Below are 16,135 nucleotides of genomic sequence, written 5' to 3' on the forward strand. Positions count from 1 at the left end.
ATGCTTCCCGATAATATCGACGATTTATTCCGCGGCAAGCTCGACGGCCACGCCACGCCGCCCGGTGATGACCTGTGGGCGCGCCTCCAGGCCCAGCCCGCGGCCGAACCGGCGGCCAGCGTGCCCGCCCCAACCGATGCGCCCAACTCTGACCGCCTCGACCAGCTTTTCCAGTCTCGCCTCCAGGCGCACGCCACGCCACCCGGCCACGAGCTGTGGGAGCGCCTCGAAGACGAGCACCTGCGCCCCCGCAAGCGCCGGGCGGCCGCGTGGTGGCCCGTGGCCATGGCCGCCGCCGTGCTCATCCTGCTGCTGGTCGGCGGGGCCGGCCTCTGGCTGGGTTTCCCTGCTCGGAATACGGACGGTAGCGACGTAGCCATTCAAAAAGGCAACGGCACAAATCCTGCTGCTACCAAGCCGGAAGTAGTGGCTGCCACGCCCAACGCCACTACGGCTCCCACGGCCTCAAATCCAGCGGCTGCCGCAACAGTTTCGGAGGAAGCTATAGCTGCGAATAATGCCCCTATAGCTACTGAAAACCCAGTTTCTGCTGCCGTTCAAAAAAATACTACGGCTCAGGCAACCCGCTCCCTGGCCCTTGCATCTACCGCACCAAAGGCCAGGAAGTTTGCCGAACGGCAGTCGCCTCGCCACCCGCTGGGAAGCACCCGGCAGCCAGACGTGGCCGCCCCTTCGCCCTCACTCGTGGCCCGTACGACGCCCGCCGTCGCTCCCGCACCGGCCCGGAACACCGCAGCTGACGAGCCGCGCCTGAACCCCGCCCCGGCCCCGGCCGTGGCCCAAACTACCTCTCCCATCCCGGCTCCGGAAAGCGTCCCCGCCGGCTCCCTCATCACGGTGGATGTGCGCAACGGAGCCGCGCCGGCCAGTCGCAGCATCCGCGCCACCCTCTCGGAAGTGGCTTCGGCCGATGAAACCACCGAGCGGCGCGGCTTGGGCGGGCGCCTGCTTCAGCAGGCCGGCCACCTGGTGCGGGGCGAGCGCCTCAGCCTGGCTGAGGCCACCGGCCTGCCCGAAAACGTGACGCTCCGGGCCAACATTGCCGGCCGCCACGTGAGCAAATCCATTCAACTATAATCCTCTTCTCTTTTAGAAATCATGCAACGCGCTTTTCTCTCCTTCTTTCTGCTGATGCTGCTGGTGTGCGGGTCTACTGTGGCCCGCGCCACGGCTCTCACGGCCAACACGGCGGCCTTCAAAGACACCATTGTGGTGCGCCTGCCCAACCAAGCCACCCTCACGCTGGTGGTGCGCGACGCGGCGCAGCTGCGCCAAATGAAAAATTATCAGCTCGATTCCCTCACTTCGCGCCTGGCCAGCTACATCACCCAGGCTGAAAAAGCGGCTCAAAACTCCAGCACGAACCAGGTGACGCTGCAATTTTACCCCGACAAGGACCAGCCCGGCAAAAACCTGCCCGAGCAAATCCGCATCACCACCCGCAAAAAAGAGGCGAACACCAACCGCGTAGACGTGGTGCTAAACAAGGCCTTCGGCGTGACGGTGAGCACCGACGAAAAAGGCAACAAGTCTTATAACACCGTGGACGTGAAAACCAAGGAGCAGCGCCAGGCGCACCGCGACTCGGTCCGCCTGAAGGAGATTGAGAAACACAGCACCAAATCGCACCTGATTTTTGACCTGGGCCTGAACGCATTGGTTAATCAGAAAGCGACTACCGGGCAATCGGCGGTGGACCTGCGCACCGAGGGCTCGCGCTACGTCAACATCGGCCTGGACTGGGACGCCCGCCTCGGCGGCAAGCACAGCCCCGTGAGCCTGACCGTCGGCCCCGAGTTTGCCTTCAACAACTACATGCTCAGCGGCAACAACAAGTGGGTGAATGATAACGGCCGCACCAGTGTGGTGCACGAAACCAACGGCCGCCAGTACCAGAAAACCAAGCTGGCCACGTCCAGCATCAACCTGCCCCTCATGCTGCGCCTGCAGCTGCGCGACACGCACTACAAGCCCACATTTACCATCGGCGCGGGCGGCTTTGTGGGCTACCGCATCAAGTCCTGGACCAAGCTAAAATACACCTCCGAAGGCACCACCTACAAGGACAAAGAGGACGGCAGCTACAACATGGAAAACTTCCAGTATGGCCTGCAAGGCACCATTGGCTACCGCGGCCTGGAGTTCTTCGGCAAATACAACATGAACAGCCTGTTCAAAACCAATGCCGGCCCGGACACGCAGGTACTGAGCTTTGGCCTGCGCATTCTCGGAATTGACTAACCCCATTCCGAACAGCGCGCAACGCTGCAAGCGAAATTCCGCAGAGCTGCTCCGGCTTCTCAGCAACTAGGGAAACGCTACAATGAAAAGCCCCGCCACTGCGCAGTGCCGGGGCTTTTCATGTCTTAAAGATTTGCTTTACTACTATCTGTAGACAGTTAAATAAATAGATTCAAAAAGCACATCGTGGCCTAAGTGCGCCGACGTCCGTTTGTCTCCGCCGTTGAGCGTAATTGTTCTGACGATGGGCGCCCCTAGCCTCGCTCATACAGTGGCCACCGGTTACGCATGCCGAAACTACACTGCTTGTTTTTATGCAACTATATTGGCGCTAGGGGCAGTGTCATGGAGTTGCGGCAATGCAGCAATTGCCGGTCATTGCAGCGCCACAACAGGCCGACAAATAGATAAAAAGCCGCAATGACAACTTGTACTATGAAAAAATATTTTCCACAGACGAAGTATTTTGCTTTTCTGGCAATCCTATTTTGGGGCTCTGCCTGCAAGGGGCTATCTGAAAAAGAATTACCAAAAGAAAAAGTAAGTGAATCAAATAGACTAGCTGTTCAACACCCAAGACTGATAAAAACCATCGGCAACCCTAGGTATGGCAATGTCCAATGCATTCTGCAGGACAAAGCTGGTAACCTGTGGTTCGGAACCACAGAAAATGGACTTTATAAATATGACGGAAAATCGTTTCATCAATTTTTAGTGACCGATGGGTTAACCAGTAATAATGTTTATTCCCTTTTGGAAGATAAAGAGGGCCAAATCTGGATAGGCACTGAAGCGGGACTTTGTCGGTACGATGGGAAAAGATTCGCCACAATCCAGATTCCGTTACCCAAAAACCTGCCTCCCAACACAAATCCCTACTATCGCAACTCGCACAGGGTATCCAGTATGTTGCAGGCAAAAAACGGAAACCTATGGTTTGTAACCATAGATGGTATTTATGTCTATGATGGCAAATCCTTTACTCCATTTATCCTTACTGGTGCACATGGCATTTGGACCGATAATGATAAAGCGGAACTGATTTTTGAAGATAAAGCCGGGAACATTTGGTTTGGAGGGCGAAGTAACAAAGGGGTGTATCGGTACGATGGAAAATCGGTCACCAACCTCAAACTAAAGGAATTATATCAAAATGGCCCCAAGCCAAAAGCGCATAGTTGGGCATGGCCTCAATTGCAGGATAAAAGCGGGAATATTTGGTTCAGCAATTGGGGCGGGGTCTACCGGTATGATGGCAAATTAATTACCAGTTTTACCAAAAAAGATGGTTTATCCGGTAACATGGTTACCCGAATTATAGAAGACAAAAAGGGAAACCTTTGGTTTGGTGGAGATGGTGGACTTAGCCGTTACGATGGCAAAACTTTCACTCGTTTTTCAACAAACGATGGACTACCCAACCTAGGGGTTTGGTCAATTTTGGAAGATACAAGTGGCAAGCTTTGGGTGGGTACGAGAGAAACCGGTCTCTACCTTTACGATGGTAAAACATTTATTAATTATTCGGAATATAAACACTAAAATCCGCGGTTAGAGGGGGCATTATTTTGGGATGCGACGCCACGAATTGAGTGACCGAGAGTGTGAATTGATTGCGCCGTACAACCAGCGCCACTACCCCCGGAATCTGCATGCTAACCGCAACTAAATAGAGCGCTTTTTCGGGCAACTCAAAGAGGCCCGCTGCTTTGCCACGCGCTATGAGAAAACAGCCGCGTTCTTTTTAGCCGCCGCCCACTTGCTGGCAGCCCTAAATTGGATGCGCTTGTAGGCGCTGACTGTCCACAGGCCTGAGGACGGTTTGCTTCGCTACGCTGGCAGTGTCCCGCTGCTGCCTACTGATTCCGAAAGAAATTATCCAGCAGAATGGCCGCTGAAATGGCCACGTTCAGGCTTTCGGCCTGGCCGCCGGCCCCGCGCGGGATGTGCAGCCGGCGCGTGAGGGCCGCCCCCACGGCGGGCGTGAGGCCGTGCGACTCGGAACCCATCACGAGCACGCCGGTGGGGCGCAGGGTGAGGCGATGCACATTGTCGCCTGCCAAATCGGCCCCGAAGATGCCCACGGCGGGGTTCAGGGTAGGCAGCCACTCCGAAAGGTCGCGCTCCCAGACGCGCACCCGGGCGAAAGCCCCCATGCTGGCGGCCACGGTTTTGGGGGCGTAGGCATCGGCGCAGCCGGGGCTGAGCACCACGCCGGGCAGGCCGTACCAGTCGGCCAGGCGCAGCAGGGTGCCGAGGTTGCCGGGGTCGCGCACTTCGTCGAGGGCGAGCAACAAAGCCGATTCGGGCAGCGTTAGGGGCAACGGGGTTTCGGCGGGCAGGCGCACCACGGCCAGGGCGGTGGTATTGGTGGCCAGCGTGCCGAGCTGGGTTAGTTCGGTTTCGGTGGCGGCGCTGAGCGGCAGCCGGGCAGGCAGGCTGGCCCGGTTTTGGTCGATGAATTCGGCCGTGGCCAGCACGTGTTCCGCTTCCAGGTCGGAACTTAGCAGCTCTAACACGCTTTTGCCCCCTTCCACCAGAAACGCCCCGTGGCGGTGCCGGTACTTCTTTTGGTGCAGCGACTGCACGTATTTGCCAAGTGCTTTTGAAACCATTACGCTTTACTTATTTGCCAAAACTACGGCCTATACCCCGGCTCGCGCCATTGCTCGTGCTGCTGGGACTGGCAGCGTGCTCGCCGTTTGGCCTGCTGCGGCCCAAACAGCGCCTGCTCAGCCGCGTCGAAATCAAGGGCATTGAGCAAGCCGACAAAGAACGCCTCACCGCGCTGGCCCAGCAAAAGCCCAACACCAAGCTGCCGCCCAAGCTGGCCATCTACCACCTGGGCTTCAACTTTTACGACTCAGTGCGCATCAAAAACAAGCTGCGCGAGATTGAAACCACTTACGCGGCCAAAATAAAAGCGGCCGGCACCGACTCGGCCCAGTTGGGCAAGCTGATTGCCCAGCGCGAGCGCAAAACCAAGCGCAAGCAGCTGGCCCTCGACAAGGGCAACGCCTTCATGCGCCTGGGCGAAGCGCCGGTTATTTACGACACGGCCCTCACCAGGAAATCGGTGGAGCAGATGACGACGTTTCTGCGGTCGCAGGGCTTTTTCCGGGCGCGGGTTTCGGCCACCGATACGGCCCGCTACCGCCGCGGCCTCGTGCTGCGAGCCTTGAAAGCGGTGGGCGCTATTTTCCCCGGCAAGCCCGATTCATTGGATGCTGCCAAGCAGTACCGCCGCGTAACGGTGACGTATAACATCAAGGAAGGCCAGCCGTTTCTTTACCGCCTGCAGGCCCCCAGCATCCCCGATTCGGGCGTGGCCGCCGTGGTGCGCCGGGGCCAGCCGGCCACGCTGCTGCACGAAAACGACCGCTACAACGAGGACCTGATTGGCCAGGAACGCACCCGCCTCGAAACCCTCATCAAAAACGCGGGCTATTACGACTTCCGCCAGCAGTACATTACCCTCGAAGCCGACACCAGCTACGAGAAGTTCACGGTCCGGCTGCGCACCTTCATCGCCAACCCCGCCCCGGGCCAGGGCCACCGGGTATACACGTTGCGGCAGGTGCGCTTCATTACCGATGCCGGCGTGGGCCGCACCCTGCGCAGCGCCACCGGCGACACCCTGCGCCGTGCCGGCACGGCCAGTGCCCTGCGCGCCCGCCCCAGCCTTGGCATCCGAATGGATACCGTGGTAACCGATTCGATTCGCTTTGCCGCCTACCAGCAAAAATTCAGTACCGGCCTGCTGGCCAACAAGGTACTGGTGCGCCCCGAGCAGCACTACAGCCTGGCCAATACCATGCAAACCCAGCGCCTACTGGCCGACCTCGACATGTTCCGGTTCAATACCGTGAACTACCGCAAGGTGCCCGACCCGCCCACCGCCGACAGCGCCGGCCACCACCCCACCACCGGCCAGCTGGTGGCCGTCATCAACGCTTCGCCCGCGCCCAAATTCTCGCAGACCGTGGAAGTGGGCGCCACCTACGTGGCCTACCTGCCCGGCCCGTTCCTGAACTACCGCCTGAAAACCCGCAACCCCTTTGGCGGAGCCGAGGTGCTGGAATTTGGCGTGCGCGCCGGTTTCGAGGGCCAGCTCACGCGCGTGGCCACCGACAACACGACGGATAACGTGTACACCACCCAGCTCGGGGCCACGGCGGCGCTGGTGCTGCCGCAGTTTCTGGTGCCTTTCCGCACCAACTATTTCCTGACGCGCTACAACCCCAAAACCCGCTTCTCGCTCTCCGAAACCTACGTGAAGCGTCCGGAATACATCCGGTCTAACTTCGAGTTTGCCTGGGATTATATCTGGCAACGCTCGCCGTTTCACCAGTATGTGTTTTCGCCGGTTGTTATCACGCTCGTGAACACGCCTTTCACCAGCGACTCGTTCAACGTGCGCTTGCGGCGCTTGCAGGTCACGGAAGGCTCGTCGCTCTACCGCTCGTTCAGCAAGCAGGTCGAGCCGAGCTTCAGCTTTACCTCGCTTTATAATTCCAACGATTTCAACGAAACCCGCGACGCCTATTACCTGCGGCTTTTTGGCGAAATCGGCGGCCTCACTCGCGGCTTCTACCGCAAAAGTCTCTACGAAAGTACCGGCCTGAGCGTGTATGACTTTGCCCGCATCAGCGTCGATTACCGCCGCTACTACCGCCTCACGCCCCAAACGTATTTCGTGTGGCGGCTAAATGGCGGGGCCGTGCACGCTCTCACCAAGACAGACGACCCCACCACGCCGGAGGGCGACCCGCAGTACATTGTGCCCTACGACAAGTCGTTTTTTGCCGGCGGCTCAACCAGCCTGCGGGCCTGGCAGCCGCGCCGGCTGGGCCCGGGCGGTTTCACGCCCGTGCGTCCCAGCGGCGGCCAACTGGTGCGCGACTACCTCACTGAGCAGCCCGGCGAGCTGCTGCTGGAAGGTAGCGCCGAGTACCGATTCCCGATTTACGGTTTCTTCAAAGGGGCCCTGTTCACCGATTTTGGCAACGTGTGGGGCTTACAGGAAAAGAAAGACCCTGCCACTGGCGAGTATCTTCGCCCCGGCGCGCAGTTCCAGCTCAACACTTTCTACAAACAAATTGCCGTGGGCTCGGGCTTCGGACTGCGCTTCGACTTCACGTTCCTGATTCTGCGCCTCGACATCGCCACCAAAATCTACGACCCCACCGCCCCCACGAGCGCCGATAAATGGGCCCTGCGCAACTTTGACACCAGCGCCAACCCCATTTCCTTCAACCTGGGCATCGGGTATCCGTTCTAAACATCCTACCAAAGCACCAAAAAGCCCTTCATGCGTAGCGCAGCTACAGCATGAAGGGCTTTCTATATTAATTGACCCTAGTACCCAAGCAATTCCCCCAGCGCCACGGCCACCTTGGCTGCGCTCGGCAGCATCTGCTTTTCCAGCTCCACATTAAGCGCAATGGCGGGCAGGTTGGCCGCGCCGAGGGTGAACACCGGCGCATCCAGTGCCGTGAAGCAGTGGCGCTGGATGCGTCCGGCCAGGCTTTCGGCAAAGCTGTTCATCAGCGGCTCTTCGGTGAGGACGAGCACCTTGCCGTGGCGGCGGGTGGCGGCCGTCACCGCATCAAAGTCAATCGGGTTGAGGGTGCGCAGGTCGAGGATTTCGATTTGGCCGGGGAAGTCGCGGCTGGCAGCTTTGGCCCAGTGCACGCCCATGCCGTAGGTCACAACGAGGGCGGTGTTGCTCCGGCGCAGCTTTTCGGCATCGGCGGCCTGAGCGATGGCGGCCACGCCCAGCGGGATGACGTAGCCCGCCGCCGGCTCCACGGTTTTGGCTTCTTCGGTGCCGGGCACCTTGCTCCAGTACAGGCCTTTGTGCTCCAGCATCACCACCGGGTTGGGGTCGAGGAAGGCGGCCCGCATCAGGCCCTTCATGTCGGCCGCGTTGCTGGGGTACACGACTTTAATGCCCCGAATGGTGAGCAGCGTGCTCTCGATGGAGCCCGAATGGTAGGGCCCGCCCCCGCCATACGCCCCAATCGGCACCCGAATGAGGGCCGGAATCGGGAACTTGCCCATCGTCAGGTAGCAGGATTTCGAGAGCTCCTCCACCAGCTGATTGAGCGCCGGCCAGATGTAGTCGGCAAACTGAATTTCGACGATGGGCCGCGCGCCCACGGCCGCCATGCCCGCCGTGCTGCCCACAATGTAAGCCTCCTGAATGGGCGTGTTGAACACCCGCGCATCGCCGTACTTCTTGGCCAGCAGGGCCGCTTCGCGGAACACGCCGCCCAACTCGCCGCCCACGTCCTGCCCATAAAACAGGGCTTCGGGGAATTCCTGCAGAATGTCATCCACGGCGTGCAGGGCGGCGTCCACCATCAGGGCTTTTTCAGCTCCGGCGGGGTTGCGCTCGCCGGCTTCTTCGGTGATGGCGGGCGGAGCAAATTCGTGGTTGGCGAAGGTGGCCGGGTCGGGGCTGGGCGCAGCCAGGGCCTCGGCCCAGTCGGCGCGCACGGTGGCGCGGGCTTCGGCTTGCAGGGCGGCCAAGGTAGCTTCTTCCACACCCAGGGACAGCAGGCGCTGGTGCAGGCGCGGCAGCGGGTCCTGCTCCTGGTGGGTGGCCAGGTCGGAGCGGTACCACTCGCGGCGCACGCCGCTGGTGTGGTGGCCCAGCAGCGGGCACTTGGCGTGTACCAAGACCGGCCCGCGCCGGGCGCGCACGTGGGCAAACGCCTCCGCCAAGCCGGTGTGCGACGACTCGAAATCAGCCCCGTCCACCTGCATCCGGCGCAAGCCGGGGAACCCGGCCGCAAATTCATAGGCATTCATGGCCCGCATCTCGCGCCCGGTGGCCGAGATGCCCCAATCATTGTCCTGCACCAGGTACACGATGGGCAGCTGGTGCAGAATGGCCATTTGCAGCGCCTCGGCCACCTCGCCCTCCGTCATGGCGCCGTCGCCGATGGAGCACAGCACCAACGGCTTCTCCGCCAGCCAGCCCGCCGATTTATTCAGCGACTCAATGGCCAACCCCTGCTTCTCAAAGTAGCTGATGGCGTGGGCCATGCCAGTGGCCGGAATGGCCTGCATGCCCGTAGCCGAGCTTTGGTGCGGAATCACCGGGATGCCCGCCCGCCGCAGCGAGGGGTGCGAATAGTACGTGCGCCCGCCGCTGAATGGGTCGTCGGCCTTGGCCAGCAGCTGCAGCATGAGCTCATACGGCCGCAGGCCCAGGCCCAGCAGCATGGCATCGTCGCGGTAGTAAGGGGCAGCGTAGTCGTTGCCATTGAGCAGGAAGGCGGCGGCCAGCTGCACGGCCTCGTGGCCGCGGGCAGTGGCGTGCACGTAGCGCGAGGCGGTAGCCTTTTCTTCTTCGTAGAGCGTGGCCATTTCGGCGGCCGTATGCATCAGGCGGTAGGTGCGGCGCAGGAGGTTGGCGTCGGGCGCGGGCGCGGCAGCAGCCGGCGCGGTGAAGGCCGAAGCAGCCGCGGCAGCTGCCGCAGCTACACGGGGATTGGCAAAGTCAGTAGTATCGGGAGCGGCGGGAGCAGCAAAATCGGACATTGGGGGCTGAGCGGGGTGAGACTGCAAAAGTACGTCCCGCGCCCTCGTCCGTATCTTTGGGCCGTTAAGAGTTAGAAGTTTTGAAGGGTTGATTACGAACTGTTCACTTTAATTCTTAGCCCATAACTGCTAACTCCTTCGATGCCCTCCCCCACCATTCGCCCCGAAATTGAAGCCTGGTTGGCTGATTTCCAGCTCCGTCTCTGCCAGCAGCTCGAAACCGCCGACGGCGGCTCGGCTACTTTCCTCACCGATGCCTGGCAGCGCGAAGGCGGCGGCGGCGGCCGCTCCAAAGTGCTGGAACACGGCGCTATCCTCGAAAAAGGCGGCGTAGGTTTTTCGGCCGTGTGGGGCGAAATGAGCGAGGCCGCCGCCCGGCAGCTGCACATGCCCGACCCGCATTTCTATGCCACGGGCGTGAGCGTAGTGCTGCACCCGCGCAGCCCACGTGTGCCCATCATCCATATGAATGTGCGCTATTTTGAGGCCGGCAACGGCGAAGCCTGGTTTGGTGGCGGCATCGATTTGACCCCGATTTATGTGGACGAAGCCCAAACCCGCCGCTTCCATGAGCAGCTGAAAGCCGTGTGCGACCGCCACAACCCGGCCTACTATCCCAAGTTCACGCGCTGGGCCGACGACTATTTCTACCTCCCGCACCGCCTGGAAACCCGTGGCGTGGGCGGCATTTTCTACGATAGACTGACCGTGGGCCAGGACGGTACCGCCGAGGAGCTGTTCGCCTTCATGCGCGATGTAGCTGAACTCTTCGGCCCTTTTTACACGCAGCTCATGGCCGAAAACCATGCCCTGCCCTTCGCCGAGCGCGAAGAAGCCTGGCAAAGCCAGCGCCGCGCCCGCTACGCCGAGTTCAACCTGGCCTTCGACCGTGGCACCCGTTTCGGCCTCGAAACCGGCGGCCGCACCGAATCCATCCTCATGAGCCTGCCCCCGCGCACCGGCTGGGCTTACAACCCCGCCCCGCCAGCCCCCGGCACTCCGGAGGCCCGTACCCTGGCCTGGCTTCGCAAGGGCGTAGACTGGTTGGCCGATGCTTGAGGCCATCCAACAGCTCGACCGGCAGCTGCTGCTGGCCATCAACCATGCCCACAGCCCTGTGCTGGATGCGGTGATGGTTTTTGCCTCCAACCGCCTCGTGTGGTTTCCGGTCTATGCCGTCCTGATTGGTTGGCTGATATATCACTTTCGCTGGCGGGCGGCCCTGCTACTGCCGTTGGTCGTGGCGGCCGTGGGCCTGGCCGACAGCATCACCAGCCGGCTGTTCAAGCCATTTTTCGGGCGGCCCCGCCCCTGCCACGACACCTCGCTTGCCCACTTGCTGCACCTGCCCGATGGTTGCGGCGGGCAATTCGGTTTCCTATCCTCGCACGCCGCCAATTCCATGGCGCTGGCGGTTTTTTTGGCAATAATTCTACCCTCGGGTCGTTTCCGCGGGCTCAAAATCGGGGTATTCGCCTGGTTTCTGTTGTTATCCTACAGCCGCATGTATCTTGGCGCTCACTACCCCACCGACGTACTGGGCGGGGCCGCGGTGGGTGCCCTCATGGGCTGGCTGGCAGCAGCGGCTTTTCGGCGCTGGGCCCCCCATTGGTGGCCCGCACAGGCGTAGCTATTGTAAACTATGAGCCAGTCACAACGGCGGTTTCTATTCATATTATCCAGCACCCGCCGCCTCGGCAACAGCGAACAGCTAGCCTACTGCGCCGCGCACCCGCTGCCACCGGGCACCGAACTAAAGTGGATGCACCTGCTCGATTTTCCGCTCCCCGATTTTGTTGACCTGCGGCACAGCGGCCCTTTCCAGCCACCCGTCGGCAATGCCCAGTTGCTGCTTGAAGCCACCCTCCACGCCACCGATTTGGTACTGGTGGCCCCGCTCTACTGGTATAGCCTGCCCGCGCCCGCCAAGCTCTACCTCGACCACTGGAGCGCCTGGCTACGCACCCCGGGCGTGAATTTCCGCGACCGCATGAAGGGTAAAACCCTGTGGGTCATTACCGTCAGCAGCGGCGAGCGCGCCGAAGCCCAGCCCCTGGAAGACTCCCTGACCCTGACGGCCAACTACCTGCAAATGCGCTGGGGCGGCATCCTTTTCGGCACGGGCTCGCGCCCCAACGACATTCAGCTCGATGACTCGGCACTGCTCCGGGCGAAGTCTTTTTTCGCCGTCTCGAACAATGAGGTTTCGGTGGCGAATCCACCGGCAGCTGGCATTCAAAAAAGCCCCGCTGAATAAGCAGCAGGGCTTTTTGGCTATGATTATTCGGCCGGCTTGCGGTTGCCGGTGTGGCCGTCGCCTTTGTCACCCTGCCCAGGCTTGCTGGTCTTTTTGGAGTTGTGCTGGTCGTCCTGCGAGAGCGAACGGTTCAAATCGACAGACTGCTCTATCTCACCGTCCTCGCCGCGTCGAATGTAGCGCTTATCGCCCGGGTTCGGCTCGTTTAATTCACGTTTCGACATGATTGCAAATGGGTTACGTGGAAATATGTACTTCCTACGCACCCAGTCCCGCCAAGTTGCCGGATTACTTCCCCAGCAGTTTCGCCACGTACTTGCCCACAATGTCAAACTCCAGGTTCACCGTTTCGCCGGCCTTCAATTGCTGAAAGCTGGTGTGCTCGTAGGTGTAGGGAATGATGGCCACCGTGAAGCCCGTATCGGTGCTTTCGAAGCAGGTAAGGCTGGTGCCATTCACGCAGATGGAGCCTTTCTCCACGGTGAGGCGGCCGGGGCCGGCCTCGTGCCCGAAGCGGAACAGCCAGGAGCCGTCCTGGTCGGTCACGCTGAGGCAAGTAGCGGTGGCATCGACGTGGCCCTGCACGATGTGGCCGTCGAAACGGCCGTTGGCGGACAGGCAGCGCTCCAGGTTGACGTGGCGGCCAGGCTGCCACTGGCTTAGGTTGGTCACGCGCATGGTTTCATCAATGGCCGTGACCACGTGCGTGCCGGCCGCCACGTCCACGGCCACCACCGTCAGGCACACGCCGTCGTGGGCCACGCTCTGGTCAATTTTCAGCTCGGCCGCAAAGGGCGAGGCCACGGTAAAATGACGGTTGCTGCCTTGGTCCTCAACGGCTACGATGGTACCCAGGGCTTCAATAATTCCAGTAAACATGAATGGCGGAGTTAAGCAGATTGGTCAGATTTTGCGGTCAGGGGCAGACCGAATATGGGTTCTGCCGCTTCCTGCACACAAAGAACGGCACCCTGCTGCCAGAGTGCCGTTGGTGGGGTGATAACCGCGCAGTCGGCGCGGAGGTTATTTGTCGCCCTTCTCGAAGGGCCGCCAGTCAAGCTCGCCGGGCAGGCCGCCGGTTTTCTTGCGCAGGAATACGGTCTGGTCGTCGTCTTCGCGCTTGCCAAAGGTCACATCGGCCCGGCACTCCAGGCAGCGCACCGAGGTGTACTTAAATTTGCCCTGCGCCACGCGGCTGGTCAGGTCCAAGTTATCGGACCCGCAGATGCCACAGGCCGCCACATCGGCAAAGCTCAAACGCTCATATTCGGCCACCGTTTCGTGGAAGTTATTGCCTTGCACGGTAAAGTGAAACTGGCGGCGCCCGATGCGCTTGGTCGTCATCATTTGCAACATTATACTGCTCTAAAAGGGGTTAATTGATACTTTAAAAGTACGAATTATCATCCTCAAAAACAAGCTGATACCTCAAAATAAACACATAAAAAAAGGTGCCGTGAAGCACCTTCCTTTAGTAGCTGAAAACCTGCTTATTGCTGCACGAATTTTACCGTTCGCAGAGTATTACCTGAGCTTACCTCGCAGATGTAGGTCCCTTTCGCCAGCGGCCCAAGGCGGAGCGGAACTTCGTCGCCGATGGCAGCCGGCAGTTGCTGCTGTGCTACCACCGCGCCCCGGACATCCAGCACGCGCACGCGCAGCGCTTGGCCGCGCAGCACCGCCGGGACTACCAGCATCAACGGGCCACTGCCGGTTGGGTTGGGGTACAGGCCCAACGCACCCGCTGCAGCCGGCGAGACGGTGTCCAATGGCGCGCTCGGATGCAGGGTATTGTAGGCGGTCACAAAATTGGGAATGCCGTAGCCCAGCGTATTGTCGGGGTTGGCCGATTGGGTGGCGGTGCTGCGCAGGGCCACAATTACCTGCTGCGCCGTGAGCGTGGGGTTAGCCTGCCAGAAACCGGCCGCCATACCCGCCAGTACGGGGCAGGCAAACGAGGTGCCGTTGCCCCGGAAAGCGCCACCGTTAGGCGAAATCACCGCCGTAGCCAGCCCCATGGCCGACAGCGTGGGTTTGATGCGGCCATCGGCCGTGGGGCCATAGGAACTGAAAAACGCGTGGTTGCCCAGCGAATCCACCGCCCCGACGGTCATGATGGAATCGGCATCGGCGGGGGCCGAAATGTAGTGCCAGGCATGGTTGCCTTCGTTGCCAGCGGCACTCACCACCAGCATGCCCACGCGGGCAGCCATAGTCGCGGCCCGCGAGCTGATGGCGTTGCGGCCGGTCATATCCGCATAAGTGTACGACACGGAAGGTGCATCGAAATCGGTGTAGCCCAACGAAGAACTAATAACGTCGACACCCACCGAATCGGCGTATTCGGCGGCAGCTAGCCAGTTGGCTTCCTCAATGGGGTGCTCCGAATACACGTCCTCCGTGATGCACAGGTGAAACGTGGCTTTGGGCGCGGTGCCGACGAAGAACCCCGGCTGGTTAGCGGCCATCGTGGACAGGCAGTTGGTGCCGTGGTCGCTGCGGCCGTACACGCTGGTGCCGCCGTCCACGAAGTTGCGGGTGCTGGCCAGGCGCTGCTCCAGAAACAGGGGCTGCAAGGCCGAAATCTGGTCGGCTCCGGGAAAACCCGCGTCGAACACGGCAATTTGCATGCCCTCGCCCCGGAAGCCGGCATCGTGCATCGCCAGCGCACCAATCTGCTGATTTTGGCGGTAGGCCGGGCCATACTGGGCGCGAGTGGCCGCCGTTTTCTGCGCGGCGGGTGCGGGCAGCTGTGTGGGCGCGGTGAAGGGTCCGGGCACGCGGGCGCTCCGGTTGAGGGTGCTGGCGCGGCTCACCTTAGGTAGGGCCATGATGCGGCCCAGCGTGAGGGAATCGCAGGAAACCACGACCGCATTGAACCAGCGGGACGTGTAGAGCACCTGCGGCCCACCGCTCACGGCCCGAATCTGGGCCACGTAGGCGGGGTTTACGGGCAGGTCGCGTGGCAGCACGGCGATGCCCTGCCGGGTGCGCCGGGCCAGCGCCCGGGCCGACAAAAAAGCCTGCGGCTGCGCCACCGAAAACGGCGTGCCGGCCTTATCCCGGAAATAAATTAGATGGCGACGCACGGTGCCCTGCGCCGCGGCCGGAGCAACTGCCAGGGCATTCAACGCACCGGCCACCAGGGCCAGGCTCACCCATTTAAACGTAGAAGGCACCATAAATTGCGGTGAACAGCGAGGGGAATAAAATCAGCGGCGGGTAGCCTAATTCACTTTGTACTCAATCAGGGTTTCGCGGCGCGAATAGCCGAAGGTGTACGACTTCGGGACGAAAACGACATTGCCCCCAACAGAGCTTATGTAGTAGTAATTGGAAAAGCGCCGCTTACGCCGAAACACCGGCCCCACGCCCTTTGCAAATACCTGCTGGTAGGTATTCACATAATACGCGTCATCGGCCTGCGCCGTGCCTTCGTTAGTGGTGGTCACGGTGGCCGGGTAGGCTGTCGTGGTGCCGCTTACGGTGGTGCTGAACGGCTCTCCTACCCGGCGGTAGCGCCGGGTTTCGGCCGTCACGGTGTCTTCGGAGTTGTTATTGTAGGCATTGAAATTCCACAAGCGGCCTTCGCGCACCGGAAAAATCAACTCCAGTGTGCGAAGGTTGTTGCGATTGAGAATGACGGACTGCGCCGACGGACTCAGGGTAAACACACTATCATCGACCCAGGCCGCGGTGGGCGTCATGCGCTTGGAGCGCACCAGGCGGTAAGCCGTTTTGCCAGCTGCATCGGTGAAGGTGCTGGCAATGGTTTCCCGAAACTGAAAGGCGTTTACCGTCGCTACGCTGGGCGTTACCTGGGAGCCCTGGCCGCTGGCCGTGCTCCATGACGTATCCGCCACAGCGTAAATCCAGTAATTACCGACGGCTACCGGGTAATAGCCCAGGCCCGCATCGGGCAGGATTTCCACAGTGTTTTCTTTGCAGCCGGCAGCGCTGAGGGCTAGTGCGCCGGCTGCCAAAACCAAGCCGGCCCGGCGGGTAGCTGCCGGCAAATTCCAAAAAGAAAACAGTTGTTGCATGAGTAGTGCGCGGCGGGTAAGT

14 protein-coding genes are annotated in these 16,135 nt (G+C 60.8%); 7 read left to right on the plus strand and 7 right to left on the minus strand.

What is annotated here, in order from left to right:
- The 3 genes from ACYVM5_RS18080 to ACYVM5_RS18090 all read left to right on the plus strand — a co-directional run bounded on the left by ACYVM5_RS18080 (position 1) and on the right by ACYVM5_RS18090 (position 3,804).
- Positions 1 to 1,098, plus strand: a complete 1,098-nt coding sequence (locus ACYVM5_RS18080; RefSeq protein ID WP_460619496.1) for a hypothetical protein — start codon at positions 1 to 3, stop codon at positions 1,096 to 1,098.
- 21 nt (positions 1,099 to 1,119) lie between these two features.
- Entirely contained in the window at positions 1,120 to 2,262 is a 1,143-nt protein-coding gene (locus ACYVM5_RS18085) for a porin family protein (protein WP_460619497.1), read from the plus strand.
- Between the two features lie 435 nt (positions 2,263 to 2,697).
- The gene (locus ACYVM5_RS18090; RefSeq protein WP_460619498.1) at positions 2,698 to 3,804 is read left to right on the plus strand and encodes a ligand-binding sensor domain-containing protein; all 1,107 of its coding nucleotides are present in this window, start codon (positions 2,698 to 2,700) and stop codon (positions 3,802 to 3,804) included.
- A 314-nt stretch (positions 3,805 to 4,118) separates the two neighbouring features.
- On the opposite strand, the gene ACYVM5_RS18095 is transcribed toward ACYVM5_RS18090, so the two are convergent.
- Positions 4,119 to 4,877 carry an RNA methyltransferase gene (locus tag ACYVM5_RS18095; RefSeq protein ID WP_460619499.1) on the minus strand — a complete coding sequence of 253 codons (759 nt, stop codon included), beginning with the start codon at positions 4,875 to 4,877 and terminating at the stop codon, positions 4,119 to 4,121.
- 56 nt (positions 4,878 to 4,933) lie between these two features.
- Between ACYVM5_RS18095 and tamL the strand changes: the two genes are divergently transcribed.
- Positions 4,934 to 7,543, plus strand: coding sequence for a translocation and assembly module lipoprotein TamL (gene tamL, locus ACYVM5_RS18100; protein WP_460619500.1), 2,610 nt, complete (start codon positions 4,934 to 4,936; stop codon positions 7,541 to 7,543).
- Positions 7,544 to 7,620: 77 nt separating this feature from the next.
- Here the strand turns inward: tamL and ACYVM5_RS18105 are convergent, their stop codons facing one another.
- Entirely contained in the window at positions 7,621 to 9,813 is a 2,193-nt protein-coding gene (locus ACYVM5_RS18105) for an alpha-ketoacid dehydrogenase subunit alpha/beta (RefSeq protein ID WP_460619501.1), read from the minus strand.
- A gap of 141 nt (positions 9,814 to 9,954) precedes the next feature.
- Here ACYVM5_RS18105 and hemF point away from each other — a divergent pair, with 141 nt between their 5' ends.
- From hemF to ACYVM5_RS18120, 3 genes are read left to right on the plus strand one after another with little or no spacing between them, the layout of a single operon-like run.
- Entirely contained in the window at positions 9,955 to 10,872 is a 918-nt protein-coding gene (gene hemF / locus ACYVM5_RS18110; protein ID WP_460619502.1) for an oxygen-dependent coproporphyrinogen-III oxidase, read from the plus strand.
- A complete protein-coding gene (locus ACYVM5_RS18115; RefSeq protein WP_460619503.1) occupies positions 10,865 to 11,443 on the plus strand; it encodes a phosphatase PAP2 family protein in 579 nt (192 codons plus the stop codon). Before hemF ends, ACYVM5_RS18115 begins: the two co-directional genes overlap by 8 nt.
- Positions 11,444 to 11,455: 12 nt before the next feature.
- Positions 11,456 to 12,070 (plus strand): flavodoxin family protein, encoded by a 615-nt coding sequence (locus ACYVM5_RS18120; RefSeq protein ID WP_460619504.1) that lies wholly within the window; start codon positions 11,456 to 11,458, stop codon positions 12,068 to 12,070.
- Between the two features lie 23 nt (positions 12,071 to 12,093).
- Here the strand turns inward: ACYVM5_RS18120 and ACYVM5_RS18125 are convergent, their stop codons facing one another.
- The 5 genes from ACYVM5_RS18125 to ACYVM5_RS18145 all read right to left on the minus strand — a co-directional run bounded on the left by ACYVM5_RS18125 (position 12,094) and on the right by ACYVM5_RS18145 (position 16,113).
- A complete protein-coding gene (locus ACYVM5_RS18125) occupies positions 12,094 to 12,294 on the minus strand; it encodes a hypothetical protein (RefSeq protein ID WP_460619505.1) in 201 nt (66 codons plus the stop codon).
- 64 nt (positions 12,295 to 12,358) lie between these two features.
- Positions 12,359 to 12,949, minus strand: coding sequence for a riboflavin synthase (locus ACYVM5_RS18130; protein WP_460619506.1), 591 nt, complete (start codon positions 12,947 to 12,949; stop codon positions 12,359 to 12,361).
- Between the two features lie 144 nt (positions 12,950 to 13,093).
- Positions 13,094 to 13,417, minus strand: a complete 324-nt coding sequence (locus ACYVM5_RS18135) for a hypothetical protein (RefSeq protein WP_216688795.1) — start codon at positions 13,415 to 13,417, stop codon at positions 13,094 to 13,096.
- Between the two features lie 143 nt (positions 13,418 to 13,560).
- Positions 13,561 to 15,252, minus strand: coding sequence for a S8 family serine peptidase (locus ACYVM5_RS18140; protein WP_460619507.1), 1,692 nt, complete (start codon positions 15,250 to 15,252; stop codon positions 13,561 to 13,563).
- A 45-nt stretch (positions 15,253 to 15,297) separates the two neighbouring features.
- Positions 15,298 to 16,113 (minus strand): hypothetical protein, encoded by an 816-nt coding sequence (locus tag ACYVM5_RS18145; protein WP_460619508.1) that lies wholly within the window; start codon positions 16,111 to 16,113, stop codon positions 15,298 to 15,300.
- Positions 16,114 to 16,135 lie beyond the last annotated feature (22 nt).

Source organism: Hymenobacter ruber (assembly GCF_054783255.1).